At 63.9% G+C, this 26153-nt stretch carries 23 protein-coding genes; 13 read left to right on the top strand and 10 right to left on the bottom strand.

The window, feature by feature from the left end; translation table 11 throughout:
* Positions 1 to 31: 31 nt before the first annotated feature.
* From AC1DSJ_RS15420 to AC1DSJ_RS15410, 3 genes are read right to left on the bottom strand one after another with little or no spacing between them, the layout of a single operon-like run.
* Positions 32 to 1009, bottom strand: coding sequence for a PDR/VanB family oxidoreductase (locus AC1DSJ_RS15420; RefSeq protein ID WP_441370547.1), 978 nt, complete (start codon positions 1007 to 1009; stop codon positions 32 to 34).
* Between the two features lie 26 nt (positions 1010 to 1035).
* The gene (locus AC1DSJ_RS15415; RefSeq protein WP_054428100.1) at positions 1036 to 2580 is read right to left on the bottom strand and encodes an indolepyruvate oxidoreductase subunit beta family protein; all 1545 of its coding nucleotides are present in this window, start codon (positions 2578 to 2580) and stop codon (positions 1036 to 1038) included.
* 13 nt (positions 2581 to 2593) lie between these two features.
* Positions 2594 to 4873 carry a thiamine pyrophosphate-dependent enzyme gene (locus tag AC1DSJ_RS15410; protein ID WP_441370548.1) on the bottom strand — a complete coding sequence of 760 codons (2280 nt, stop codon included), beginning with the start codon at positions 4871 to 4873 and terminating at the stop codon, positions 2594 to 2596.
* Between AC1DSJ_RS15410 and AC1DSJ_RS15405 the strand changes: the two genes are divergently transcribed.
* The 7 genes from AC1DSJ_RS15405 to AC1DSJ_RS15375 all read left to right on the top strand — a co-directional run bounded on the left by AC1DSJ_RS15405 (position 4854) and on the right by AC1DSJ_RS15375 (position 11535).
* A complete protein-coding gene (locus AC1DSJ_RS15405) occupies positions 4854 to 5216 on the top strand; it encodes a hypothetical protein (RefSeq protein WP_175170800.1) in 363 nt (120 codons plus the stop codon). The two genes, AC1DSJ_RS15410 and AC1DSJ_RS15405, sit on opposite strands and share 20 nt — an antisense overlap.
* A gap of 26 nt (positions 5217 to 5242) precedes the next feature.
* Positions 5243 to 5749 carry a MarR family winged helix-turn-helix transcriptional regulator gene (locus AC1DSJ_RS15400; protein WP_054428074.1) on the top strand — a complete coding sequence of 169 codons (507 nt, stop codon included), beginning with the start codon at positions 5243 to 5245 and terminating at the stop codon, positions 5747 to 5749.
* A gap of 264 nt (positions 5750 to 6013) precedes the next feature.
* Positions 6014 to 7585, top strand: a complete 1572-nt coding sequence (locus AC1DSJ_RS15395; protein WP_054428073.1) for an ABC transporter substrate-binding protein — start codon at positions 6014 to 6016, stop codon at positions 7583 to 7585.
* 66 nt (positions 7586 to 7651) lie between these two features.
* The gene (locus AC1DSJ_RS15390) at positions 7652 to 8641 is read left to right on the top strand and encodes an ABC transporter permease (RefSeq protein ID WP_054428072.1); all 990 of its coding nucleotides are present in this window, start codon (positions 7652 to 7654) and stop codon (positions 8639 to 8641) included.
* On the top strand, positions 8641 to 9555 hold the full coding sequence (locus AC1DSJ_RS15385; protein WP_175170801.1) for an ABC transporter permease: 915 nt from the start codon (positions 8641 to 8643) through the stop codon (positions 9553 to 9555). The genes AC1DSJ_RS15390 and AC1DSJ_RS15385 overlap by 1 nt, the downstream gene beginning before the upstream one ends.
* Before the next feature lie 7 nt (positions 9556 to 9562).
* Positions 9563 to 10543, top strand: coding sequence for an ABC transporter ATP-binding protein (locus AC1DSJ_RS15380; protein ID WP_054428070.1), 981 nt, complete (start codon positions 9563 to 9565; stop codon positions 10541 to 10543).
* The gene (locus tag AC1DSJ_RS15375; RefSeq protein WP_054428069.1) at positions 10540 to 11535 is read left to right on the top strand and encodes an ABC transporter ATP-binding protein; all 996 of its coding nucleotides are present in this window, start codon (positions 10540 to 10542) and stop codon (positions 11533 to 11535) included. Before AC1DSJ_RS15380 ends, AC1DSJ_RS15375 begins: the two co-directional genes overlap by 4 nt.
* A 553-nt stretch (positions 11536 to 12088) precedes the next feature.
* On the opposite strand, the gene AC1DSJ_RS15370 is transcribed toward AC1DSJ_RS15375, so the two are convergent.
* Both AC1DSJ_RS15370 and AC1DSJ_RS15365 read right to left on the bottom strand, forming a co-directional pair.
* Positions 12089 to 12604 carry a hypothetical protein gene (locus AC1DSJ_RS15370; RefSeq protein ID WP_441370549.1) on the bottom strand — a complete coding sequence of 172 codons (516 nt, stop codon included), beginning with the start codon at positions 12602 to 12604 and terminating at the stop codon, positions 12089 to 12091.
* A gap of 121 nt (positions 12605 to 12725) precedes the next feature.
* On the bottom strand, positions 12726 to 13517 hold the full coding sequence (locus AC1DSJ_RS15365; protein WP_054424599.1) for an AraC family transcriptional regulator: 792 nt from the start codon (positions 13515 to 13517) through the stop codon (positions 12726 to 12728).
* A 97-nt stretch (positions 13518 to 13614) separates the two neighbouring features.
* On the opposite strand from AC1DSJ_RS15365, the gene AC1DSJ_RS15360 reads away from it, so the two are divergent.
* From AC1DSJ_RS15360 to AC1DSJ_RS15345, 4 genes are all read left to right on the top strand, one after another.
* Positions 13615 to 14541, top strand: a complete 927-nt coding sequence (locus AC1DSJ_RS15360; RefSeq protein WP_156336661.1) for a DMT family transporter — start codon at positions 13615 to 13617, stop codon at positions 14539 to 14541.
* A gap of 86 nt (positions 14542 to 14627) precedes the next feature.
* The gene (ettA, locus tag AC1DSJ_RS15355; protein WP_006217650.1) at positions 14628 to 16301 is read left to right on the top strand and encodes an energy-dependent translational throttle protein EttA; all 1674 of its coding nucleotides are present in this window, start codon (positions 14628 to 14630) and stop codon (positions 16299 to 16301) included.
* A 227-nt stretch (positions 16302 to 16528) separates the two neighbouring features.
* Entirely contained in the window at positions 16529 to 17062 is a 534-nt protein-coding gene (locus tag AC1DSJ_RS15350; protein WP_441370550.1) for an isochorismatase family protein, read from the top strand.
* A 191-nt stretch (positions 17063 to 17253) separates the two neighbouring features.
* A complete protein-coding gene (locus tag AC1DSJ_RS15345; RefSeq protein ID WP_054424593.1) occupies positions 17254 to 17478 on the top strand; it encodes a glycine zipper 2TM domain-containing protein in 225 nt (74 codons plus the stop codon).
* Between the two features lie 99 nt (positions 17479 to 17577).
* Here AC1DSJ_RS15345 and minE read toward each other — a convergent pair whose 3' ends face one another.
* From minE to AC1DSJ_RS15325, 4 genes are all read right to left on the bottom strand, one after another.
* Entirely contained in the window at positions 17578 to 17835 is a 258-nt protein-coding gene (minE, locus tag AC1DSJ_RS15340; protein ID WP_054424591.1) for a cell division topological specificity factor MinE, read from the bottom strand.
* A 3-nt stretch (positions 17836 to 17838) separates the two neighbouring features.
* A complete protein-coding gene (gene minD, locus AC1DSJ_RS15335) occupies positions 17839 to 18654 on the bottom strand; it encodes a septum site-determining protein MinD (protein WP_054424590.1) in 816 nt (271 codons plus the stop codon).
* Positions 18655 to 18764: 110 nt separating this feature from the next.
* Positions 18765 to 19652 carry a septum site-determining protein MinC gene (gene minC, locus AC1DSJ_RS15330; RefSeq protein WP_054424589.1) on the bottom strand — a complete coding sequence of 296 codons (888 nt, stop codon included), beginning with the start codon at positions 19650 to 19652 and terminating at the stop codon, positions 18765 to 18767.
* A 163-nt stretch (positions 19653 to 19815) separates the two neighbouring features.
* On the bottom strand, positions 19816 to 21585 hold the full coding sequence (locus AC1DSJ_RS15325) for a glutamine--tRNA ligase/YqeY domain fusion protein (protein ID WP_175170807.1): 1770 nt from the start codon (positions 21583 to 21585) through the stop codon (positions 19816 to 19818).
* A gap of 136 nt (positions 21586 to 21721) precedes the next feature.
* Here AC1DSJ_RS15325 and AC1DSJ_RS15320 point away from each other — a divergent pair, with 136 nt between their 5' ends.
* Together AC1DSJ_RS15320 and AC1DSJ_RS15315 are read left to right on the top strand one after the other, a co-directional pair.
* Positions 21722 to 23065 (top strand): cytochrome ubiquinol oxidase subunit I, encoded by a 1344-nt coding sequence (locus AC1DSJ_RS15320; RefSeq protein ID WP_054424584.1) that lies wholly within the window; start codon positions 21722 to 21724, stop codon positions 23063 to 23065.
* Positions 23062 to 24117, top strand: a complete 1056-nt coding sequence (locus AC1DSJ_RS15315; RefSeq protein ID WP_054424583.1) for a cytochrome d ubiquinol oxidase subunit II — start codon at positions 23062 to 23064, stop codon at positions 24115 to 24117. Before AC1DSJ_RS15320 ends, AC1DSJ_RS15315 begins: the two co-directional genes overlap by 4 nt.
* A gap of 192 nt (positions 24118 to 24309) precedes the next feature.
* On the opposite strand, the gene recQ is transcribed toward AC1DSJ_RS15315, so the two are convergent.
* Positions 24310 to 26139, bottom strand: coding sequence for a DNA helicase RecQ (recQ, locus tag AC1DSJ_RS15310; protein ID WP_054424582.1), 1830 nt, complete (start codon positions 26137 to 26139; stop codon positions 24310 to 24312).
* Positions 26140 to 26153 lie beyond the last annotated feature (14 nt).

Genomic DNA, 26153 nt, shown 5'->3' with positions numbered 1-26153 from the left:
GGTCGCTTCCTTGTCGTCGGGGCCGGCGGCCTTACAGGTCCAGCACCAGACGCGCCGACTTTGCGCGCGAGATGCAGATCTGGATGATCTTGCCGCTGGCCTTCTCGGTATCCGAGAGGTAGTAGTCGCGATGATCGGGTTCGCCTTCCAGCACGGTCGCCTGGCAGACGCCGCATTCGCCGCGCTTGCAGTCGAACATCGGGTCGCAGCCTTCTTCTTCCATGACGTCGACGATGGTTTTGTCGGCGGGTATGGTCAGCGTGCGGCCGGATTGGCGCAGCTCGACTTCAAAGGGCTGGTCGCCGGCTTGCGCCGCGGCGGTGGCGAAGAGTTCGAAGTGGACGTGGGCATCCGGCCAATGGCGGGCCTTGGCGCCTGCGATGACGGCGTCGATCAGGCCCTTGGGGCCGCACACGTACAGGTGCTGGCGCGGTGACGCTGCGGCCAGCACGGCTTGCAGGTCGAAACGGCTAGTCGAATCATCGTCGGCATGGACGGAAAGGGCGTCGCCAGCCAGCGCTTCAAGCTCGGGCAGGAAGGCCAGCTGATCTTTGCTGCGGCCACAGTAGTGCAGATGAAAGTCGCGGCCGGCGGCCTTCAGCGCGGCGGCCATGGACGCCACCGGCGTGATGCCGATGCCGCCCGCGATCAACACCACGGGCTCGTCGCCCGCAGGAGATTCATGCAGCGGGAAATCGTTCTTGGGGCCTTCGACGCTAAGCGTGTCGCCTTCGGCGAGCCCATGCATGTGGCGCGATCCGCCCTGGCTGGTTTCTTCCAGCCGCACACCCAGCCGGTATTCCTGGGGTTCGGCGAAGTGATTGGCTTGCGGCGCCAGCTGCACCAGCGAATAGCAGCGCGGCTCGCGCAAGCCGGGCACCGTTACCTTCAAATGCGCGCCGGGGCCGAAGGCGGGCAGGGGGCCGGCGTCTTCACGGGCCAGACGGAAGGATCGGATCAGCGGCGACTCTTGCCGGACTTCGCGGATGATGAGTTTCAGTGTCTGCACGGCGTTTGTCTCTATCGGTATTCGAATCAGGCAGCCAGCTTTTCGGCCAGCTGACGTTCCATGGGGCCGCACTTTTCATCGGCCAGCGCGGTGTCGCGCAAGGCGCGCAATGACTCGGCCGCATCCGGCCGGCCCACCAGTTGCGCGGCTGCCGCAAGCAGTTGGCGGTACTTGCCGCCACCGCGCACATGCGTGTCGCTATAGCCCTTGACCAGCCGGCGGCAGTTGACGGTTTCAACGGCCAGCGCATAGTCCTGCGGCGCGAGCTTCGTGATCAGGTCCAGCCATTGCTGCAAGCCTTCGGATTCAATCTGGTGGCGCAGCGTGCGGCGGCGAAAGCGGCGCATGCCAGCCAGCGAATACAGCATCAGGAAGCCGCCGAGCGTGCCGCTTTGCATCAGCCGCCCCTTGCCCAGCCGGCGTTCCACAAAGCCGCCAAAGGCCTTGGAGCCTTCAAGCCAGCGGCCCAGCCCTGTGGGCAAGGTGCCGCAAATTTCTTCCAGGCGCGGGTGCATGTAGTCGGTGGTCATGACCAGTTGGTCGGGGCGCGCGCCCACTTCTTGACGAATGCGGTCAAAGCGGGTTCCGCGCGTTTTCAGGTCGGCCACGCGTATCACGTCGTCGTACGCCATGGCGGTGGCGACATAGCGCGCGGCCGCACAGGTCAATGCCCATTGCCGGGCGTCGCCGCCGTGTTGCGCGTCAAGATCGCGCAGCGCCTTCATGCGGCGCAGGTAGTCGGTGGCGTAAGCCAGATCCTGGAATTCAATCTGGCGGCGCACGCCGGCCGTCAGCATGGGCTGCGCACAGGCGGGGAAGTCGCGCTTGATGGTGTCCAGCAAGGCTTGCGCCTTGGGGCTGGCGGCGCGTTCCGGCACGTTGGGAACGGGGCGCGTCAGGTCGATGGCGGCGGGTTGCGCGGGCGCCTGATGCGCGGCATCGAAACCCAGCGCAAAGGCGCGCAGGCTGGCGTCCACGCCCAGGCCCGCGCGGCGCACGGTGGCTTCGTAGTCTTCGCGTGAAAACGGCAAGGCGCCGCTGCCCGCCACGGCGCCGAACAGGCTGGCGCTGATGACGCTGCCCGCGCGGTCGGCCAGGTCTTGCAGGTCGAAACACAGAAAGCGCTTGGCGGCGGCGCGGCCGGCTTCCAGCACTTTGTTGGGGTCGGCGATGCCATTGCCGGGGGCGGACTTTTCGCTGACGGCGTAGCTGCGGTGCGATGACGACAGCAGGACGGTGCGTTCGGGTGTGACCAGGCCGCGTTGAATGGCGCGGCCGCCTTCCATCAATTCAGCCGCCACCACTAGGTCCACATCGCCGGGGGTAGGCATCAGCGCCAGCGCGGGCGGGCGTCCGGCGCGCTGCACATCCGCTTCGGGCAGCAGTTCCAGGTAATAGATGGTGGCGCCGGTACGTTGCGCCACGCCCGGCACGGAGGTGGTCTGCGCCCACCATCCGGCGTGCTCGGCCATGTCGACGATCCAGTCGGCCAATACGCCGCCGCCCTGGCCGCCCATGGCCAGGATGGCGATCTTGATCGGGTTGCCTTGCTGCAATGCCACCGGGTTCATGAAAGCGTTGTCCTTACAGGGCGTATTGAGCCAGCCGCGCGGCGCGGCGGCGTTGCAGGAAACCAATGACCGCACCGCGCACCCGCGCCATGAAACGGTCGCTGCCTGTCGGGTTGTGGACGATGTCGGCGCGGTAGAAAGACGGGCACAGCACGGCGGCATGCGCGACTTCGCCGCAGTTGCCGCAGCCGACGCAGCTGCTTTCCACATGCGCGACGGGGTCTTCTTTCAAGGGGTCGCCACTGTCCTTCACGGACAAGGACGGACAGCCCGACAGCCGGATACAGGCGTGGTCGCCGGTGCAGACGTCGGGGTCCACGCCAAAGCGTTCCTTGACCATGCGGCGGCCTTCCTTGACCGCCTTGTTGAACAGCGGCTTCACGCGGCGCTGCTTGTTCAGCATGCATTCCGACTGCGCGATGATGACCTTCGGGCCTTTGATGTCGGTGGTCAGCGCTTCTTCGATTGTGGCGCGCACCTTGGCCACGTCGTACGTGCGGTCCAGCGTGCGCACCCATTTCACGCCGACGCCGCGCACGGCATGGTCGATGGGGTTGTTGGTGGAGCGGTCGGGGTTGTCGGCGCGGGACGACAGAATGTCTTGCCCGCCGGTTGCCGACGCGTAGAAGTTGTCGACAATGACGATGACGCCGTCGTACTTGTTGAATACCGCGTTGCCGATGCCGGACGACAGGCCGTTATGCCAGAAGCCGCCGTCGCCCATGATGGAAATGGGCCGCTTGGCGGCCGGCACGTTGAACGCCGCCGCGCTGGACGCGCCCAGGCCGTAGCCCATGGTGGTGGCGCCCAGGTTGAAGGGCGGCAGGATGGAAAAAAGATGGCAGCCGATATCGCAGGAAATATGGTGCTGGCCCAGCGTTTCCTGCGCCAGCGTCAGCGCGGAAAAGATGGGGCGTTCGGGGCAGCCCGTACAGAACCCGGCGGGGCGCGGCGGCACGACCGAGGCCAGGCCTGCCACCTGCTTGTGGAAGGTAATGGGCTGCTCAGTGGGTGGTGCGGCGGGCTTTGCCGCAGGCTTCGGGCGCGACAGTTCGGTGATTTCCAACTGCCGGGATTCAGCACCGGCATCAGCACCGGCACCGGCACCGGCGCTGGCCGCGGCCTGCGCATCCACCGCCACCGCTGCGTGCGTCTGCAACGATTCCGGGCGATGCCGCTTCAAGAATTCGTGCAAGCCGTCGCGCATCACTTGCGTGGTGTATTCGCCCGCCATCGGCAGCACGTCCTTGCCGGACAGATGCGTATCGATGCCGGCCTTGCGCAACACCGCGTGCAGGTTCTGTTCGATGTAGTCGGGCTGGCCTTCTTCCAGCAGCAGCACGGCGCGCTTGCCGCGGCAGAACTCGGTGACCTCGTCTTCGATGACGGGATAGGTCACGTTCATGACGTACAGCGGAATGCGGCTGTTGCCGAAGTTGTCGGCCAGGCCCAGCAATTGCAATGCGCGGATGACGCCGTTGTACAGCCCGCCTTGCAGGATCAGGCCGATGTCGTTCTGGTCGCCGTCAAAGTGCTCGTTGAGCTGGTGTTCCTTGATGTAGCGGATGGCGGCGGGCCAGCGTTCTTGGATCTTTTCCTGTTCGTGCAGGAACGACGCGGGCGGCAGCACGATGCGGCTGGTGTCGCGCGCCGGGCTTTCCAACGCTTCGGCCAGTGAAAACGCGGGCCGTTTGTTTTCCTTGGCGATGAAGCGGCCATGGACGTGGCAGCCGCGGATGCGCAGTTGCAGCATCACCGGCGTCTTGCTGGCTTCGGACAATGCAAAGCCGTCTTCCACGGCCTTGACCATGCTTTCCAGGTTGGGGCGCGGGTCCAGCAGCCAGATCTGCGATTTCATGGCGAACGCGTGCGAGCGTTCCTGCATGATGGACGAGCCTTCGCCGTAGTCTTCGCCCACGATGACGAGCGCGCCGCCCGTGACGCCGCCGGAGGCCAGGTTGGCCAGCGCGTCCGACGCGACGTTGGTGCCGACGGTGGATTTCCACGTGACGGCGCCGCGAATGGGGTACATGACGGAGGCGGCCAGCGTGGCGGCGGCGGTGGCTTCCGAGGCGCTGGCCTCGAAGTGCACGCCCAGTTCCTGAAGGATGTCGTTGGCATCCGCCAGCACATCCATCAGGTGGGAAATGGGTGAGCCCTGATAGCCCGCGACATACCCCACGCCCGACTGCAACAGCCCCTTCGTGACGGCCAGAATGCCTTCGCCGCGAAACTCTTCGCCGGCCCCGATGCGCAACTGCTGGACTTCTTTCTTGAAAGACCTTTCAGCCATCTCGAACTCCTTCGCGGGCCGGCGCGCCGGTCCTCAAGCCTTGCTGCCATGCAGCATCGTCGTGTCACGAAATTTCCGTCTGAAAAATACTTTAGGAGTCAACGTTTTAGCTGTCAACAAAAAAGATGAAATTTCATGGAAATCAAAAAATATCACGCTAAAACAAGGGTGTATATACTGGTTGTTCTCTAGTCCCATGGCAGTATTCTGGCGCTGTCATGGTGCAAAAACGGGTTGCGATTTCGGGTATACCCTGTGCTGCGCAACAGCATTGCGGCACAACATGGCGCGCGTTTGCGCCGTCGTGGTGCAATGCCTTTTTTCGGCCGTCGGCCATCCATGAATTCCGGTGCGTGGGAGCAAAGCAACATGCGGTTGGACAAGCAGCGGGACACGCTTCTGACAGGACGCAGCGCGGCGGGGCCGCGTTTCGTTGACGGTTATCTGGCCTATCTGCTGGCGCAGGCCAGCCAGCGCATTTCGGCCGAATTCCATTTGCAGGTGAAGGCGGCGGGGCTGTCGGTGACCGAATGGCGGGTGCTGGCCAGCCTGGAGGGCAGCCCCGGCGAAACCATCGGCACACTGGCGGTGCTGGCCATTACCAAGCAGCCCACGCTGAGCAAGGTGGTGCAGCGGATGGAAGCCGAAGGGCTGGTGGCGCGCACCGGCGTGCGGGCAGACCGGCGCCAGACGCGCGTCTGCATCACCACCAAAGGCACGCATCTGATCGCGAGCCTGTGCGAACAGGCCTTGCAGCATCAGAAGGCGGTGCTGGCGCCGTTTGGCGAAGAGAAGGCCGCGCTGCTGATCGAGATGCTGGGCACGCTGATGACCGAGCACGTGCCGCTGGAATTGCCGATTGACGCGGACGAGTAGGAATCCGAGCAAGCCGTGCCGCGGATGAGCCGAACGGCGCGTGAGCCTTGCCGGGGACGCGCCGGGCTGCGCGTGAACGGGCCCGTTGCATCCGCGCACTCGAACATCGTTCGATCCAATTATTTTGTTACAAGCATATGCGTCCCTTATTAGGTCTCCCTCTGTGAAAAGGGGCCACGGTACGCATAAACCCTGAATTGACTGGGGTCTTGGCGCTAGGCACACTCGCGCCGGTATTCAGACTAATGTCAGGAGTTAACCCCTATGCGCCGCACTTTGATTGCTATCGCGATCGCCGCCGCCGTGGCAGCACCCTCGATCGGGTACGCCAAGACTTTCCGTTGGGCCGCTCAGGGCGACATCCTTACCTTTGATCCGCACTCGCAGAACGAAGGCATGACGATCGCCGCCAACAGCTACATCTACGAACCGCTGGTGGACTACGACAAGACGTTCAAGGTGGTGCCGCGCCTGGCGACGGAATGGGAACAACTGTCGCCCACCCTGTACCGCTTCAAGCTGCGCCCCGGCGTGAAGTTCCATGACGGCGCCGCCTTCACGGCGGACGACGCGGTGTTCTCGATTCACCGCGCCATGGCCCCCACGTCGAACTACAAGGCCTACACGACCGGCATCAAGGAAGCGCGCAAGATCGACGACCTGACGATCGAAATCGAAACGTCGGCGCCCAACCCGGTGCTGCTGCGCCAGCTGACCAACGTGTTCATCATGAACAAGGCCTGGTCGGAAAAGAACAACATCGCCAAGCCGCAGGACTACGTCAACAAGGAAGAAACCTTCGGCGCCCGCAACACCAACGGCACCGGCCCGTACAAGCTGAAGACGCGCGAAGTGGACGTGCGCACCGTCTTTGAAGAAAACAAAGACTGGTGGAACAAGGCTGGCAAGGTCGGCAACGTGACGGAAGTGGTGTTCACGCCGATCAAGCAGAACGCCACCCGCACCGCGGCGCTGCTGTCGGGCGAGATCGACTTCGTGCTGGACCCGGCCGCACAAGATCTGGAGCGTCTGCGCCAGGCGCAGAAGGTCGTTGAAGGCAACGAATACCGCACCATCTACCTGGGCCTGGACCAGAAGCGTCCGGAGTTGCAGTACTCGAACATCAAGGGCAAGAACCCGTTCCAGGACATCCGCGTGCGTGAAGCGCTGTACCGCGCCATCGACGTGGACGCCATCAAGCGCGCCGTGATGCGCGGCCTGTCTGCACCCACCGGCACGATGATCGCGCCGCAGGTGCATGGCTGGGCGGAATCGGTGCACAAGCGCGTGCCCTACGATCCCGAAAAGTCGCGCGCGCTGCTGAAGGAAGCGGGCTACGACGGCACGCTGAACTTCACGCTGGACTGCCCGAACAACCGCTACATCAACGACGAAGCCATCTGTCAGGCCGTGGTTGGCATGTGGGCGAAGGTGGGCGTGAAGGCCACGATGAACGCCATGCCGCGTTCCACGTACTTCCCGAAGGTGCAGTCGTTTGACACCAGCGCCTACCTGTTCGGCTGGGGCGTGCCCACGTTCGACGCCATGTACTCGCTGCAAAACCTGATCCGCACCAAGGGCGAAGGCGCGGACGGCATGTACAACCTGGGCGGCTACAGCAACAAGGAACTTGACGCCATCATTGATCGCATCAAGACCGAGACTGATCCCGCCAAGCGCGACGCCGACATCATCACCGTGCTGGAAGGGCACGCCAAGGACTTCGGTCACATCCCGCTGCATGACCAGGTCATCCCCTGGGCGATGCGCAAGAACGTCACGGTCATCCACCGTGCCGACAATCGCCTTGTTGCCGATTGGGTCAAGGTTGACTGATCCCGGCTAACCAGACGGCGCGGAGCCTACCCGGCTCCCGCCGTTTTGCTTTTGGTTTTCCCGCCTATGTTTGCTTTCATACTGCGTCGCCTGTTGCAGGCCGTAGCGGTGATGCTCACCGTCGCGCTACTGGCCTTTGTGCTTTTTCAATACGTCGGCGACCCTGTCACCATCATGCTGGGGCAGGACGCCACCGATGCCGAGCGCATCGAGTTGCGTGAACGCTTGGGGCTGAACGAGCCCGCCATCGTTCAATTCGGCCATTTCGTGGCCAACGCCGCGCAGGGTAATTTCGGTATCTCCCTGCGTCAGAGCGAACCCGTTTCCACCTTGTTGAAATCCCGCCTGCCGGCAACGCTAGAGCTGTCCATGGTGGCCGCCTTGCTGGCGCTGGTGGTGGGTGTGCCGCTGGGGGTATACACCGCGCTCAAGCGCAACAGCCTGGTGTCTCAGCTGCTGCTTGCAGGATCGCTCTTGGGCGTGTCGTTGCCGACGTTCCTGATCGGCATCCTGCTGATTCTGGTGTTCTCGGTGCAGCTGGGCTGGCTGCCCAGCTATGGGCGGGGCGATACCGTCGCCGTGGGCTGGTGGACGTCGGGCCTCTTCACCGCGACCGGCTGGAAGCACCTGATCCTGCCGTCCATCACCTTGTCGCTGTTTCAGATGACCTTGGTGCTGCGCCTGGTGCGTTCGGAAATGCTGGAAGTGCTGCGGTCTGACTACATCAAGTTTGCCCGCGCCCGGGGCCTGAAGCGCCGCGCCATCCACTTCGGCCATGCGCTGAAGAACACGATGGTGCCGGTGATCACCATTACCGGCTTGCAACTGGGCGGCATCATCGCCTTCGCCATCGTCACCGAGACCGTGTTCCAGTGGCCGGGCATGGGCCTGCTGTTCATCCAGGCGGTGCAATTCGCTGACGTGCCGGTCATGGCCGCGTACCTGTGCCTGATCGCGCTGGTGTTCGTGGTGATCAACCTGATCGTCGATCTTCTTTATTTCGTCGTGGACCCGCGCTTGCGTTCCGGGATGACTCGCGCCGGGGGGGCTCACTGATGCGCGCCGTACTCAAACGCTGGTGGGACAGCGACATTGCCTGGGCCTGGCGCCGGGCGCCCGTGGCCATCATTGCAACGCTGCTGCTGGCGACGTTGCTGATTGGCTCGTTCGGCGCCGGCTGGGTCGCGCCGCACAATCCCTTCGATCTGACCAAGGTGGAATTGCTGGACGCCTTGTTGCCGCCCGCTTGGGAGGCCAACGGCCAGGCGACGTATCTGCTGGGCACCGACAGCCAGGGCCGCGATCTGTATTCGGCCATTCTGTACGGAACGCGCGTGTCGCTCTTGATCGGGCTGGCGTCGGTGGTGCTGTCGATGCTGATCGGCATTGTGCTGGGGCTGATCTCGGGCTACGCGGGCGGACGCATCGACGCGTTCATCATGCGGGTGGCCGATGTGCAGCTGTCGTTCCCGGCCATTCTGATCGCGCTGCTGATCGATGGCGTGGCGCGTGCCGCGGTGCCGCGCGACATGCATGAGCTGATCGCGTTCCCGGTCCTGATCGGCGCCATTGCGCTGGCCGGCTGGCCGCAATATGCACGCACCGTGCGCGGCTCCACGCTGGTGGAGAAGAACCGCGAATACGTGCAGGCGGCGCGCGTGATTGGCGTGGCGTCGCCCGTCATCATGTTCCGCCACGTGCTGCCCAATGTGCTGGGGCCGGTGCTGGTGTTGGCGACGGTGCATCTGGCCACCGCCATCATCACCGAGGCGACCTTGTCGTTCCTGGGGGTGGGCGTGCCGCCGACGGCGCCGTCGCTGGGTACGCTGATCCGTATCGGTAACGACTTCCTGTTTTCCGGCGAATGGTGGATCACCATTTTCCCGGGCGCGGCGCTGGTGCTGCTGGTGCTGTCGGTCAACCTACTGGGTGACTGGCTGCGCGATGCGCTCAACCCGCGGCTGAATTGAGGTAACCATGAGCGCACTTTTAGAAGTCCGCAATCTGCGCGTGGAGTTTCCCACGCGCCGCGGCACGCTACGCGCCCTGGACGATGTGTCCTTTTCCATCCAGGCGGGCGAAGTCCTGGGCGTGGTGGGTGAGTCGGGCGCCGGCAAATCGCTGACCGGCGCGTCCATCATTGGTTTGCTGGAGCCGCCGGGGCGCATCGCCGCAGGCGAGATCCTGCTGGCGGGCCGCCGTATCGACAACCTGCCTGATGAGCAGATGCGCCGCGTGCGCGGACGCGAGATCGGGGCGGTGTTCCAGGACCCGCTGACGTCGTTGAATCCGCTGTACACGGTGGGCCGGCAGTTGGCCGAAACTATCGTCACGCACTTGGATATGACGTGGTCGCAGGCGCGCAACCGCGCGGTGGAGCTGTTGGCGTCGACGGGTATTCCGGCGGCGCGCGAGCGCATTGACCACTATCCGCATCAGTTTTCGGGCGGGATGCGTCAGCGCGTGGTGATTGCGCTGGCGCTGGCGGCCGAGCCCAAGCTGGTGGTGGCCGACGAGCCGACGACGGCGCTGGATGTGTCCATTCAGGCGCAGATCATCGAGCTGCTGAAACGGCTGTGCCGCGAGCATGGCACGGCGGTGATGCTGATCACGCACGATATGGGCGTGATTGCGGAAACGGCCGACCGCGTGGCGGTGATGTACGCGGGCCGCGTGGCCGAGATCGGGCCGGTGGCGGATGTGATTCACAAGCCGCGCCATCCGTATACGTCGGGGCTGATGGGGTCGATTCCGTCGCTGGAAGGGCACACGGAAAGGCTGGTGCAGATTGACGGCAGCATGCCGCGCCTGAACGCGATTCCGCCGGGCTGTGCGTTTAACCCGCGTTGCGGGCAGCGTTTGCCGCGCTGTGCGACGGAGCGCCCCGAGTTGTTGCCAGCGGGCACGTCCCGCGCGGCCTGTTGGTTGCATGACGAAAAAAGTAAGGTGGCCGCATGAGCACGCCTCTGGTTGAAGTGAAGGACGCGGCGCGCTGGTTCGATGTGTCGCCGCCTTGGTTGGAACGCAAGCTGGCGGGCAAGCCGCGGGTGATGCTGCGCGCGGTGGATGGCGTGTCGTTCGAGATTGCGCGGGGCGAAACGTTGGCGCTGGTGGGCGAGTCAGGGTGTGGAAAATCCACGGTGGCGCGGATGCTGGTGGGTTTGTATGGCCTGACGCGGGGGGATATCCGTTTCGATGGGCAGCCGTTGTCGCGGATGTCGGAGAAGGGCGGGCGGGCGTTGCGCAAGCGCTTGCAGATGATTTTCCAGGACCCGTATGCCAGCTTGAATCCGCGTTGGCGCGTGGGCCGCATCATTGCGGAGCCGATGCTGACGCATACGCAGATGACGCCCGACGAACGGGTTGCGCGGGTGAGTGAATTGCTGAAGCAGGTGGGGTTGGACCCGGCGGATCAGGGGCGCTATCCGCATCAGTTTTCGGGCGGTCAGCGCCAGCGCATTTCGATTGCGCGGGCGTTGGCGGTGAATCCGGAATTCCTGGTGTGCGATGAGCCGACGTCGGCGCTGGACGTGTCGGTGCAGGCGCAGGTGCTGAACCTGATGAAGGATCTGCAACGCAAGCTGGGGCTGACTTACCTGTTCATTTCGCACAATCTGGCGGTGGTGCATCACGTGGCGGATCGCGTCGGGGTGATGTATCTGGGGCGGATGGTGGAAGTGGCGCCGCGTGATGAGTTGTTTGCGCGGCCACGGCATCCGTATACGCGGATGCTGCTGGAGGCGATTCCGGATATCAATGGGGCGGGAAAGCCGCGTACCGCGGTGGCCGGGGAAGTGCCGAATCCGTTGAATCCGCCGTCAGGGTGTACGTTTCATCCGCGGTGTCCGCATGCGAATGATCGGTGCCGGGCTGAGGCGCCGGTGGCTCGGTTGGCGGGGGTGTCGGTGGTGGCTTGCCACGCGGTGGAGGAGGGGCGGATTTCGGGGTGAGTTGTTTTTGACGGGTGTTGGTGCTGGGGCGGTTGTTGTTCTTTTGGCGATCGTTGCGCTTAGGGTGATCGTTGTTCTTGTGGCGTCCGTCGCGGTGGGGGGCGGGGTGCGCGGGTCAACGATTGCGGTCCGGAGCCTTCGCTCCGGACTGCCCCTTCGTCATCTTCGTTGTTGCCTGCGGCAACTGCCTTCAGATTCCCTCGGGCGCATCGACTCCCCGCGCACCCCGCCCCCCACCGCGACGGACTCGCGTTGTGCATGAATTGACCGGCCCTGGGGCGGATGGTGTGCTTGGCGTTTTTGCTGCGCGTTTTTTTTGAGTGGGAAGGTCTTGCTGGGCCGCCAAAGCCGGCCGCGCGGGCGGCCTTTTTTGGCATTGGGGTGGCTTGTGGGGTACGGCCGCTGATGGCCGCTTGCGGCGGACGGTGCTGAGTCATTCGTAGGATGGGTGACGCGCGTATTGGCTTGCGCTGTTGCGCTGTTGCGCTCTTGCGCTATTGCGCGATTGTGGATCGCGCTTACCCATCATTGCCGACTTGGTATGACTTCAAATTCAACGGCGCGGTTCTTCTACGCGCTCATACGGCGTGTCGTCGTCTTCATCGTCCTCGTCGTCTTCTTCTTCCTCTTCGTCGTTCTGAACCGGCTGCGGCTCCTCGGTCAACGCGAAGGGCAAGACGTCTTCCAAGCTGTCTGACCACGCGGATTCTTCGCCGTCGTGGTCCAGCTTGATGAATCTTTCGCCTTCGTTCAGCGAAATCTGTACGGCCCACAGGTAAAGGCAGTCGTAGGTGTCGTCGTCAGAATGCGGCAGGCCGCCGCGGTTGCCCAGGATGCGGGAGCCGGCGCCGCCCAGTTGGACGTGGGTCTGGTCTTCTTCGACTTTTGCGTTTTCGTCCAGCGGAACGCCGTAGGTCACCCACTCGGTGCCTTCGTCGCCCAGCACCACTTCGGCCAGGACCGGTTTGCCCAGGTAGGCGCTGAGGGCGTCAGCCGTTTTGGCCAGCATGTCCAGTTCGGATGCGCTGAAGTGGGTGACGGAAGTGGGGGGAGTTGCAGAGGCGGACATGAAATTTCCTGGGCGCGATGAAGCCGCGACGGCACGGCAAAATACATAAGGTCAGGCGACATTGTCGCGCGATCGGCGTTGCAATGCATCGGACGCTTGGATGACGAAGTGGTAAGGCCTTTCAGGCCATGGCCGGTACGCTGCGTTTGCGCACGCTGTCGGGGGATTCGCCGGTCAGCCGCTGGAACATGGCGATGAAGGCGGAGGGTGTGCTGTAGCCCAGTTCGCGCGCTACGGTTTGCACGGGTTGGCCGGCGTCCAGCATGCCGAGTGCGGACACGACGCGCAGGCGTTGGCGCCAGTCGTTGAACGACATACCCAGATGTTGTTGGCAGTGGCGCAGCAGGGTGCGCTCGGTGATGCTGGCGGTGGCGGCCCAGTAGGCGGCGCCGCGTTTGTCGCCGGGGCGGCGCTGTAACGCCGACAGGATGGGGGCCAGCACCGGTTCTGTGGTGGATGGCAGATAGCTCGCGTAGGCGCGGGCCTGGCGGGCTTGGTCGATAACGATCTGCGCCATCCGGCGGTCTTCGGGGGTGGCGGGGTAGCGGATGCCGCGCCGTTCGAAGTCGGCCAGAATCGCGCGCATGACGGGGCTGATCTCAAGGGTGCAGGGCGTATCGGGTAGCCCTGCGCAGGCCTCGGCCGGGATATCGATGCAGGCGTAGTGCACTTCGCCTTCGTTCTGGCAGCAGTGCTCCACATGCGGCGGTATCCAGATGGCGTACTGCGGCGGCGACAGGTAGGTGACGCCGTTGATGCCGATTTCCATGATGCCCGACAGCGCAAAGTTCAGTTCCGCCCACGGCGAGCTGTGGCGCTGCATGCGCGAATGGGGCGTGAAATGCAGGATGCGGCAGGCCAGCGGATAGGGCAGGTGGCCGGCCAGAACCGGGGCGGAATCGGCGAAGTCCATGTCGGAAGTTCGTACGGAAATGTCTGTTTTTCATTATATACAGCATGTCGGACACGCCCTACACTTGCGGCCTATTCCTATCTGGCATTACGCATTCATGACGCGCGCTGACTCTCCCACCATTCCCGCCCGCTATCTGTTGTTTCCGATGCTGGCGGCCCTGATCTGGTCGGTCAATATGATCGTTACCAAGATGGCCGCTGGCGTGATTTCACCTGCCGTGATCGGTTTTTACCGCTGGGCGCTGGCTGGCGTGATGCTGACGCCGTTTGCGCTGCCGGGCGTGTGGGCGCAGCGCCGGCTGATCGTGCCGTACTTGCCCAAGTTCGCGGTGCTGGGCGGTTTGGGGATGGCGCTGTACCAGGGCCTGGCCTATGTGGCGGCGTCCACCACCACCGCGACCAATATGGGCATCATCACGGCGATGATTCCGCTGCTGACCATCGCGGTCGGGACGGTCGTGCTGCGCCAGCGGCCGACGCTGATGGCGATGCTGGGCGGCCTGGTATCGCTGGCCGGGCTGGCGTTGCTGATTGGCGAAGGCGATCCGGCGCGGCTCTTGTCGGTGGGTGCGAACCCGGGTGATCTGCTGATGGGCATGGCCGCGCTGGCCTATGCGCTGTATGGCGTGCTGCTGCGCCGCTGGGGCTTGCCGGTGGGGCCGTGGCAGTCGCTGTATGTGCAGGTGGCGTTTGGCGTGTTGTTCCAGCTGCCCGCGTTTCTGATGGCGGCGCCGTCGCCGCTGAATGCCGACAACGTGCCGCTGGTGCTGTATGCGGCAATTTTCCCGTCGCTGTTTGCGCCGTTCCTGTGGATGCAGGGGGTGAAGCACCTGGGCCCGAACCGCGCCAGTATCTTTTTGAACCTGATGCCGGTGGCCACGGTGGCGATCGCTGCCGTCTTCCTGGACGAAAAGCCGCATATCTTCCATATCGTGGGGGGCGCGCTGGCGCTGGCGGGGGTAATGCTGGCTCAGATGCGCACGCCGCGCCTGGGGTTGCGCACGGGCAAAGCTGGCGGTTGACCGCAGTGTTCCGTCCCTGACGCACGCCTGTCAGGGTTCCGGCCTACAATCGACGGTTCATCAGCTTTCTTTCCCTATACGAGCCCATGGCCCAATACGTCTACACCATGAACCGCGTCGGCAAGATCGTGCCGCCCAAGCGGCAGATTTTGCGTGATATCTCGCTTTCGTTTTTTCCTGGCGCCAAGATCGGCGTGCTGGGCCTGAACGGCTCGGGCAAGTCGACGCTGCTGAAGATCATGGCTGGCGTCGATAAAGAGATCGAAGGCGAAGCCATTCCCATGCCGGGCCTGAACATCGGCTATCTGCCGCAGGAACCGCAACTGAACCCCGAGCACACGGTGCGCCAATCGGTCGAAGAAGGCCTGGGCGCCGTCGTCACCGCCAAGAAGCGCCTGGACGAGGTCTACGCCGCTTACGCCGAGCCCGACGCCGACTTCGACGCGCTGGCCGCTGAACAAGCCGATCTGGAAGCCATCATCGCCGCCGCCGCCTCCAGCGGTTCGGACGATATCGAGCACCAGATGGAAATCGCCGCAGACGCCCTGCGTCTGCCGCCCTGGGACGCCATCGTCGGCAATCTGTCGGGGGGTGAAAAGCGCCGCGTGGCCCTGTGCCGCCTGCTGCTGTCCAAGCCCGACATGCTGCTGCTTGACGAACCCACCAACCACTTGGACGCCGAAAGCGTGGAATGGCTGGAGCAATTCCTGCACAAGTTCCCCGGCACCGTCGTTGGCGTGACCCACGATCGCTACTTCCTGGATAACGCCGCTGAGTGGATTCTGGAACTGGACCGCGGCTACGGCATTCCCTGGAAGGGCAACTACAGCTCGTGGCTCGAGCAAAAAGAAGACCGCCTGAAGCAGGAAGAATCCTCGGAATCGGCCCGCCAGAAGACGATCAAGAAAGAACTGGAGTGGGTGCGTCAGAACCCGAAGGGCCGTCAGGCCAAGGCCAAGGCGCGTCTGGCCCGCTTTGAGGAACTGTCGTCCTATGAATACCAGAAGCGCAACGAAACCCAGGAAATCTTCATTCCGGTGGGCGAGCGTCTGGGTAACGAGGTCATTGAATTCAACAACGTCAGCAAGGCGTATGGCGATCGCCTGTTGATCGACAACCTCAGCTTCAAGATCCCGCCGGGCGCCATCGTTGGCATCATCGGCGCGAACGGCGCCGGTAAGTCCACGTTGTTCCGCATGATCGCCGGCCGCGAACAGCCGGATTCGGGCGAAGTCACCATCGGCCAGACCGTGAAGCTGGCCTATGTGGACCAGTCGCGCGATGCGCTGGAAGACAAGAAGACGGTGTTTGATGCGGTAGCCGACGGCGCCGACATCCTGACCGTGGGCAAGTTCGAAATGTCGTCGCGCGCCTATCTGGGCCGCTTCAACTTCAAGGGCGGCGACCAGAACAAGGTGGTGGGCCAACTGTCGGGCGGTGAACGCGGCCGTCTGCACATGGCCAAGACGCTGATCGCGGGCGGCAACGTGCTGCTGCTTGACGAACCGTCCAACGACCTCGACGTTGAGACGCTGCGCGCGCTGGAAGACGCCTTGCTGGAGTTCCCCGGCAGCGTCATGGTCATCAGCCACGATCGCTGGTTCCTGGACCGTATCGCCACGCACATCCTGGCGTTCGAAGGCGATTCGCAAGTGGTGTTCTTCGACGGCAACTACCAAGAGTACGAAGCCGACAAGAAGCGCCGCCTGGGCGAAGAAGGCGCCAAACCCAAGCGCCTGCGCTACAAGGCTCTGAAGTAAGCCTTGCGGTAAAGCAGTCTGAGAAATCCCGGCCGATGCGCCGGGATTTTTTTGTGCGGTCTATATTCGGAATGATGCTCTACGATTCGGATCGCAATTCGCCGCGGCAGGCACAAAGCCACGCCGCGATGGTGCTAGCTCGGCTGGGTGGCTGTTCGCCAGCGTTGGGCCCGCTGCCGCGCAGGCGGATGGCGTTATCCTACAACTTCAACCTGGAGCCTTCGACCATGCTGCTGCACGCCTCCGATTCCACTTTCCTCATCGTTGATATGCAGGGCCGGCTGATGCCGGTCATCCATGACAACGAGGCCGTGCTGAACTCCACGCACAAGCTTGCGCAAGCCGCGAGGCTGCTGGATGTGCCGGTGATCGCCACCGAACATCACAGCAAGATGCTTGGCGTCACGGTCGACCCGCTGCGCGACATTGTGCAGTCGACGTTTCAGAAGATGCATTTTTCTTCTGCGCGCGAACCCGGCTTTGAAGCGTGGTTGCCCGCCGCGCGCAAGACCATTCTGGTGGCAGGTTGCGAGGCGCATATCTGCGTGCTGCAAACCGTGATCGGCTTGGCGGACATGGGCTACAAGGCGGTGTTGGTGTCTGACGCCGCCGGCTCGCGCAAGCCTGCTGATCATCATGCCGCGTTGCGCCGTGCGCGTGCGCGTGGTGCGGATATCGTCACATCGGAAATGGCCATATTTGAGTGGATGGAGACTTGCGAGCATCCGCGCTTTCGTGATGTGTTACGTCTGGTCAAATAGCCGATGGGGCCTGCAACATTGCCCCCAGAGGCGCGCAAAGATTCTCTCGCTGTTTGACACAATTCCTGGGCAAACCTAACACCGCTTGTCGCGATATTTTGAGATCCTGAAGTTTCTAAACCCAAAAGGGGATCGCGCGCTCGCGTTAGGTCCATGGTGCGGCCCCTGGGTATAAGAATAGGAGCCTCATCATGAAAATCGCATCTCTTTCCAAAATCTGTATCGCCGTGGCGATGACCGCCGCAATGGCCGGCTGCTCGTCCTGGGACGGCATGAGCCATCGTCAAAAGAGCACGGTGGGCGGGGCCGCATTGGGCGGTGTCGCAGGCGCCGTGATCACCAACGGCGGCGTGCTCGGTACGGTTGGCGGAGCAGCGATCGGTGGCGTGATCGGCGATCAGGTCGGCAAGCGCTAAGCGTCTGCCCGCCATGCAAAACGCCCGGCATTGCCGGGCGTTTTTTTATGGCCGTTGTGGTGGACGCGCGCCAGCAGAGGCCGGCGCGGCCACGCCGCATCACGTATCGTTCTGCGGCATCTCGATCTTCACTTCCAACACTTCCAGCGTGTCCTGGCGTTCCAGGTGAACCTTGATGTCTTCAGGGTTGATCTTCACGTATTTTGAGATCACGGCGATAAGTTCCTGCTGCAACTGCGGCAGGTAGTCGGGCGAGTCGCCGCGGCCCCGCTCGTGGGCCAGGATGATCTGCAACCGTTCTTTGGCAACGGACGCGGACGATTTCTTTTGACCAAGCAGAAACGACAGGAAGGACATTGCTTACTTGCCTCCGAACAGGCGTTTCAGAAGACCGGGCTTTTCGTAGTCGGTAAAGCGCAGGGCCTTGTCTTCGCCAAGGTAACGGGCCACGACGTCCTTGTAGGCTTCGGAGACGTCCGTGTCTTTCAGGTGGATGGCCGGCAGGCCTTGGTTCGACGCTTGCAGCACCGCTTCCGATTCGGGGATGACGCCGATCAGCTTGATGCGCAGGATGTCTTCGATGTCGCCCAAGGACAGCATTTCGCCGTCGACCACGCGCTTCGGGTTGTAGCGCGTGAGCAGCAGGAATTCCTTGACCGGATCGCCGCCGTCAACGGCGCGCTTGGACTTGGCCGCCAGGATGCCCAGGATGCGGTCAGAGTCACGCACTGACGACACTTCGGGGTTCGTGACGACGAGTGCGTCGTCGGCGAAGTAGGCGGCCATCAGCGCGCCCGTTTCGATGCCGGCGGGCGAGTCGCAGACGATGTACTCGAAGCCCATTTCCTTCAGGTCGTTGATGACCTTTTCCACGCCTTCCTGCGTCAGCGCGTCTTTGTCGCGCGTTTGCGAGGCGGGCAGGATGAACAGGTTTTCAAGCTGCTTGTCCTTGATCAGTGCCTGGTTGAGGGTAGCTTCGCCCTGGATCACATTGACGAAGTCGTACACCACGCGACGCTCGCAGCCCATGATGAGGTCGAGATTGCGCAGGCCGACATCGAAGTCGATGACAGCGGTCTTGTGGCCCCGCATCGCGAGGCCCGCGGAAAAACTGGCGCTCGTCGTGGTTTTACCCACGCCGCCTTTGCCGGAAGTCACCACAACAATGCGTGTCATGACGATCAAACCCTTATGTTCGAATAAATCGCGTTATCGTAAAGCAAAAAGCCCGTGTAAGGCTTCTTACAGAATGTGTTGAGACGTTCGTGGCGCCGCGCAAAAACGATCTACGGTTTCAGCGCTTCGATGCGTAACGTATCGCCGTCCAGGCGAATCAAGGCCGGCTGATTTTGCAGTGTCCGGTCGAGCTTGTCTTCCACCACGCGGTACACGCCAGCCACGGCCAGCAGCTCGGCATCCAGATGCGTTGTGAAGATGCGCGCCGACGTGTCGCCGCGCGCGCCAGCCATGGCCTTGCCGCGCAACGGGCCGTACACGTGCACGTTGCCGTCGGCGATAACTTCGGCGCCCTGGCTCACCATGCCGATCACGACAAGGTCCGTGTGGCGCGCGTAAACGCGCTGGCCGGAACGCAAGGGCTTGGTGATGACCAGCGCCGACGCCGAATGCGGGGCGGCTTGCGTGGGGCTGGGCGCGGACGTGGTGCTGCTGGCTTCGCGACCCGGCATCGGTTCGGCCGATGCGGACTTGGCCGGCGTTGCTGCGGTATCTGCTGCTGCGCCATCAGCGGCCGACGTGTCGGTGGGCGCGGGCGCGGTTTCAACGGCTGCGGCCGGCACCGAGGGCACGGGCGTCGACACGTCGTTCGGCGGCGCGGTGTCCACGACGGGGGCGGGGCGGGCGGCGGGGGTGGACAGTTCCACCGGCGTCAGGCCGGCCTCGCGTGCGGCCTTCAGGTTCGCGCCTTCGGCCACCACGCCGATCGGGGGCAGGTTATGGGCGCGCAGCGCGGCGACCAGCGCCGTCCAATCGATCTTCTCGTCGACGCGGCTGGCGTCGATGACCACGGGTTCGTTCTCGAAGAAGCTGCCGGCATCCGCCATGCGCTTGGCCAGCGCGGCGGTAAGGCGTTCGGGGTCTGCGCTGTGCAGAACCACCCGGATGGCATACAGGGTGGCGCTTTTGAAGTCCAGGGCTAGAGATTCAGTGTTCATCTTGATTGTGGCTGGCGGTTCGCAACGCCAGGAAAACGGCGCGCGCAACCGGCTGCGGGATGTCGGGCATGATAACCCGCTACGGGGTGGGGTGCGCAGGGGGGAAGACGAAAGAAAAAGGCGCCCGAAGGCGCCTTTTTCCGTGTTACGCACGCGTGGCGGGTCAGCCTTGCGCCCACGAGTCGCGCAGCGTCACGATGCGGTTGAGCACCGGCGCGGCTTCCGTGGATTCCTTCAGGTCGGCCGTGAAGTAGCCCAGGCGTTCGAACTGCCAGGTGGCGCCCGGCGTGGCGACGGTGCCCGGTTCCAGCCAGGCGGTGACGGTCTGCTTGGAGTTCGGGTTCAGGCAGGCCAGGAAGTCCTTGTCGCCGCCATCGGGACGCGCATCGGCGAACAGGCGGTCGTACAGGTGGATCTGGGCCGGCACCGCGTGGGCCGCGCTGACCCAGGTGATGTTGCCCTTGACCTTGACGCTGTCTGCACCCGGCGTGCCGCTTTTGGTTTCCGGCAGGTATTCAGCTTGCACTTCGACGACTTCGCCGGCTTCGTTCTTGGTGAAGCCGGTGCAGCGCACGACGTAGCCGTACTTCAGGCGCACGGTGTTGCCGGGGAACAGGCGGAAATACTTCTTCGGTGCTTCTTCGCGGAAGTCGTCGCGTTCAATCCAGAGCTCGCGCGACAGCGGGAATTCGCGCACGCCCGCTTCCGGGTCATGCGGATTGCGCGGCGCCGTGCAGGTTTCGGACTGGCCTTCCGGATAGTTCGTGATGACGAGCTTGATCGGGTCCAGCACGGCCACCGAGCGGGCGGCGATGGGGTCGAGATCGTCGCGCACGGCTTGTTCGAGCAGGCTGTAGTCGATACGCGAGTCGGACTTGGACACGGCGGTGCGGTCGCAGAACAGGCGGATCGAGGCCGGCGTGTAGCCGCGGCGGCGCAGGCCGAAGATGGTCGGCATGCGGGGGTCGTCCCAGCCGTCCACATGGCCTTCGCGCACCAGTTGCAGCAGTTTGCGCTTGCTGGTGACGACGTAGCTCAGGTTCAGGCGGGCGAATTCATATTGGTGCGGCAGCGGCTGGGCCAGCTTGCCGAGCTCTGCCAGGCGCGTGAGTATCCAGTCGTAGAACGGGCGCTGATCTTCGAATTCCAGCGTGCAGACGCTGTGCGTGATGCCTTCCAGCGCGTCTTCCACCGGGTGGGCCCAGCTGTACATCGGGTAGATGCACCACTGGTTGCCCGTGCGGTGGTGGGTCGCGTGGCGCACGCGGTACATGACCGGGTCGCGCAGGTTGATGTTCGGCGAGGCCATGTTGATCTTCGCGCGCAGCACCAGGCTGCCGTCCGGATGCTTGCCGTCGCGCATTTCACGCAGCAGGGTGATGGACTCGGCGGCCGGGCGGTTGCGCCAGGGCGAGTCGGTGCCGGGTTCGGTCAGCGTGCCGCGGTTGGCGCGGATTTCTTCGGGGCTTTGCTCATCGACGTAAGCGTGGCCGGCTTCGACCAGGGCTTCGGCGAACTCGTACATATAGCCGAAGTAATCGCTGGCGAAGTACAGGTTTTCCTGGCCGTTGTCGGCCTTCCAGTCAAAGCCCAGCCAGTGCACGGCTTCGATGATGGCGTCGACGTATTCCTGGTCTTCTTTCTCGGGGTTGGTGTCGTCAAAACGCAGGTGACAGACACCGCCGAAATCGCGCGCCAGGCCGAAGTTCACGCAAATGCTCTTGGCGTGACCGATGTGCAGGTAGCCGTTGGGCTCCGGCGGGAAGCGCGTGCGGATACGGGCGGCGTCCAGCTGCCCCTGTTCCTGCACGGCGGCCGGGCCAGGCTTGCCCGCCCAGCGTTTGCCCTGGAAGCGGTTGGCTTCAAGGTCGTCCTGGACGATGTTAAGCAGGAAATTGGATGCAGCAGGGGTCGGCGTCGTGGCGGAGGTCATTCTTGAAAGAATAGGAAAAAGCGGCGACAAAGCGTCAATTTTGCCACGTTCCGCCTCAGGGGCCTTTTTAGACCCGGTTCAAGCGGTTTCAAACTGCCCCCATTGTCTTGTAACTGGCTCTACACTACGGCCCATTATGGATATATCCACCCTTTCCCTGGCCCGTGCGCAGTTCGTGGCCAGCCTGAGCTTTCTGGCGCTTTTCCTGGCCGTTTCCCTGGCGCTTGCGTGGGTGCTGCTGTTTTTCAAAGTGCGCGCCCGGTGGTCGGGCCGCGGCGGCTGGACCGCCGCTTACCGCTTCTGGGTGCGAATTTTCGCCCTGGCCTTCGTGCTGACCCTTGCGGCCAGCGTGCCCGTGCTGATTCAGATCGGCAGCCTGTGGGCCGGCCTCATGGACAAGATCGGTAACGTCGCCGGCCCCTTGCTGGGTTACGGCATCCTGTCCGTCTTCATCTTGAAGTCGTGTTTCCTGGGCGTCATGCTGTTCGGCCAGCGCCGCGTGTCCGACTTCGCGCACACGCTGGCGGTGCTGATGGTGGCCGTGGGCCAGCTGGTGGCGGTGTTCTGGGTGCTGGCCCTGCAATCCTGGATGCAAACGCCCGACGGCGCGATTCTTGTCGATGGCCGCTACCAGGTCTATGACTGGGTGGCCGTGGTGCTGAACCCGTCGGTGGGATGGCGCATGGCCGTGGTGGTGGTCGGCGCGGCGCTGGCCGCCGCGTTCCTGATGATGGGCGTCACCGCCTTGCAGGCGCTGCGCCGCCCGCTGGGTGATGGGGAACGCAATACCTTCAAGACCGCGCTGGTGATTGCGGTGGTGGCTGCGTTCTTGCAGGTGCCGGTGGCAACAGGCGCGGGTCAGATGGTGGCCAAGTTGCAGCCTGCCAAGGCTGCTGCGGCCGCGGGCTATTGGGAAAGTGGCTCGGAGCCGCAACTGGTGCTGTTCGGCTGGCCCGATGCGCGTGCCCATACCAACGTGTCTGACCTGACGATCCGCAACGCAGGCGGCATGTGGCTGCACCGCAATGCGGACGGCACCTATCAGGGCCTGGACAAGTATTCCGGCATGCTGCCGCCGGTTGCGCTGACCTTCTGGTCATTGCGGGTGGCGGTCGGGCTGGGTCTGTTGATGCTGGCGGTGGCGTGCGTGACCTTTCTGATGACGTTCCGCCGCGGGCTGGACCCGTCGACGCTGCCTGTCTGGTGGCAGCGCGTGCTGTGCACCATGATGTTCTCGGGCGGCATTGCCGTCGTGGCGGGATGGTGGGTATCCATCATCGGGCTGCAACCGTTTGCCGTGAACGGCACCATCACGCAGTCTGAGGTGCTGGGGCAGATTCCGTCCAGCACCGTGCTGTACGGGCTGCTGGGGTATGGCCTGCTGTATGCCTTGCTGCTGGCCGCCTTCGCGGGCATGTTGTTCCATGCCGCGCGCTACGGCGTCGTGCCGGTGCGCAAATTGGGCGGAGGTACGCCATGATCGCCATGCTTGCCGCATCGCAGGGGCTGAGCCCCGAAGACCCTTCCTTCTGGATGCCGCTGGCCTTCATGGGCTTGCTGTTCGTGGTGATTGCCGCCGGCATGGTGCTCGACGGCTTCGACCTGGGCGTGGGCATCCTGCTGCAATTGGCGCCCGAGCACGAGCGCGGCCGCATGATGTCTCTGTTAAGCCCCTGGCGCGACGCCAATGAGTTCTGGCTGCTGCTGGGCATGGGGCTGTTCGCGTCGGCCTTTCCCTTTGCGTGGGGCGCCGTGCTGGGCAAGCTGTACGGGCCGCTGACCTTCATGGTGCTGGGCGTGGTGCTGCGCAGCGTGTCGTTTGAATTCCGCATCCGCGCCCGCAATGAAAGCAAACCGCGCTGGATCTTCGGGTTCTGGGCAGGCTCGATCATCACCGCTTTCGGCCAAGGCATGCTGCTGGGCCGCATCGCCACCGGGTATCAATCTGATGCCGGCTACGGCTGGTTCGCGATGTTCGTCGGGCTATGCGCCGTGGCGGCCTATGTGTTGCTGGGCGCGTCGTGGCTTGTCATGCGCGTGGATGGCGACCTTCAACGCCGCGCCGCCAACTGGGCGCGCCACGCGATTCGCTGGACAGCGGTGGGCATGGTGTCGATCGCCGTCACGCTGGGCCTGGCCAATGCGGGCATCTTCTACAAGTGGAGCAACATCGCCCACCTGAGCCTGGCGGCCACGGTCTGGGTGCTGATGCTGGCGGGCTACGTGGCGGCAGAAATGCTGCTGGCGCGTCTGCCCGGCAAGGCCGACCGCTTCAGCTGGCTGCCGTTCGTGCTGTGCGTGGCGTTGTTCCTGCTGATGCTGAGCGGCCTGGCATACAGCCTGTTCCCGTACCTGATCCTGGACGACATGACGCTTTGGGATGGCGCGGGCGCGCTGGGTTCGATGCGCTTGGTGCTGGCCGGGGCGGTCGTGGGGATACCGGTGGTGCTGGTGTTCAACATCCTGGCTTACCGCTCGGTCTTCGGCAAGGAACGCGGCCCGGTGCCGCTGCTGCCGCCGCCGTCGTATTGATGGGGCCTGGCCCTGGCGTAGGATGGGTGAAGCGCAAGAGAGCGAGGCCAAGAACCCCGATCTCGAACGCGCGGAACCCATCAAACAACATCTGATTCTTCTCGGACTCGGCCACAACGTAAGCGCTGCTTCATGGGTTGCGCGCGTGCGCCAGCCGTTTTCTACGGGCGGGCCGCTCGCGCTACACCCATCCTACAAAACCGGTTTGGCCACGCGTTGCAGGATCTCTTCGCCGTAGGCTTCGAGCTTGCGCGCGCCGACGCCGCTGATGTGGCTGAGCGCATCCATCGAGTCGGGCTGAGCCAGGGCGATTTCGCGCAGCGTTGCATCGTGGAAGATGACATACGCGGGCACGCCGTGGCTCTTGGCGACTTCGCCGCGCCACGCGCGCAACGCTTCGAACACGGGTTGCAGTTCGGCCGGCAGGTCGATAGCCGCGGCCTTGGGGCGGCCACTGCTGGTTTTGCCTGACCGGGTTTTCTTTTCGGATTCGCGCCGCAGCATCAGCTGGCGTTCACCCTTCAACACGGCGCGGCTGCCTTCGGTCAGCGCCAGCGTGCCGAACCCTTCGTTGTCTACCGTCAACAGGCCCTGCGCCAGCAGTTGGCGCAGCACGCCGCGCCAGGCGGTGTCGCTCAGGTCTTCGCCCACGCCAAAAACGCTAAGCGTTTCATGGCCGTGCTGCTTGGTGCGGTCGGTGACTTTGCCGCGCAGGATGTCGATGATGTGGCCGGCGCCGTAACGCTGGCCACGTTCTTTCCACAAGCGGTACACGGCCGACAGCACTTTCTGCGCGGCGACGGTGCCGTCCCACGCTTGCGGCGGTTCCAGGCAGACGTCGCAGTTGCCGCAGGCGGTGATCTGCTGGCCGAAGTACGCCAGCAGCCGCACGCGCCGGCATTCCACGGTTTCGCACAGGCCCAGCATGGCGTCCAATTGCTGGCCCAGCCGGCGGCGATAGGATTCGTCGCCGGGGGATTCGTCGATCATTCGGCGCTGTTGCACCACGTCTTGCAGGCCATAGGCAAGCCACGCGGTGGCGGGCAGGCCGTCGCGGCCGGCGCGGCCGGTTTCCTGGTAGTAGCCTTCGACGGACTTGGGCAGATCGATGTGGGCCACGAAGCGCACATCGGGCTTGTCGATGCCCATGCCGAAGGCGATGGTGGCCACCATGACCACGCCGTCTTCGCGCAGGAACCGGGACTGGTTGGCCGCGCGCACCTGCGGGCTGAGCCCGGCGTGGTAGGGCATCGCGTCGATGCCCTGGTTGCAGAGGAATTCGGCGGTTTCTTCCACCCGCGCCCGCGACAAGCCATACACCACGCCGGACTCGCCGTCGTGTTCGGTGCGGATCATGTCCAGCAGCTGCTTGCGCACCTCGTTCTTTTCGATGATGCGATAGCGGATGTTCGGGCGGTCAAAGCTGGAAACGAAATGGCGGGCGTCGTCCAGTTGCAGGCGCTGGGCGATCTCGGCGCGCGTATCGGCCGTGGCCGTGGCCGTGAGCGCAATGCGCGGCACGTCTGGCCAGCGCTCGTGCAGCATCGACAGGCCCAGGTATTCCGGCCGGAAATCGTGCCCCCATTGCGAGACGCAGTGCGCTTCGTCGATGGCGAACAGCGCGATGCGGCCGCGTTCAAGCAGCTGCAGGCAGCGGTCGGTCAACAGGCGTTCGGGGGCGACGTACAGCAAGTCGAGCTCGCCCGCCAGAAACGCCTGTTCGACGTCGCGGGCCACGCGCCACTCTTGCGTGGAGTTCAGGAACGCGGCGCGCACGCCAAGTTCGGTCAGCGCGTCGACCTGATCCTGCATCAGCGCGATCAGCGGCGACACGACAATACCGGTGCCTTCGCGCACCAGTGACGGGATCTGATAACAGAGCGATTTCCCTCCGCCCGTGGGCATGAGGACCAGCGCGTCACCGCCGTCGATCACTTGTTCGACAATGGCTTGCTGGTCGCCGCGGAAGGATTCGTAACCGAAAACGCGCTGCAATACGCCGAGGGCGCGCGCGTCAGACATGGGGGTAGGCCGGA

It is taken from the genome of Achromobacter sp. 01N37, assembly GCF_056399725.1.
Note: the sequence above shows the minus strand (reverse complement) of the source record. Positions and strands in the feature narration are given on the sequence as shown.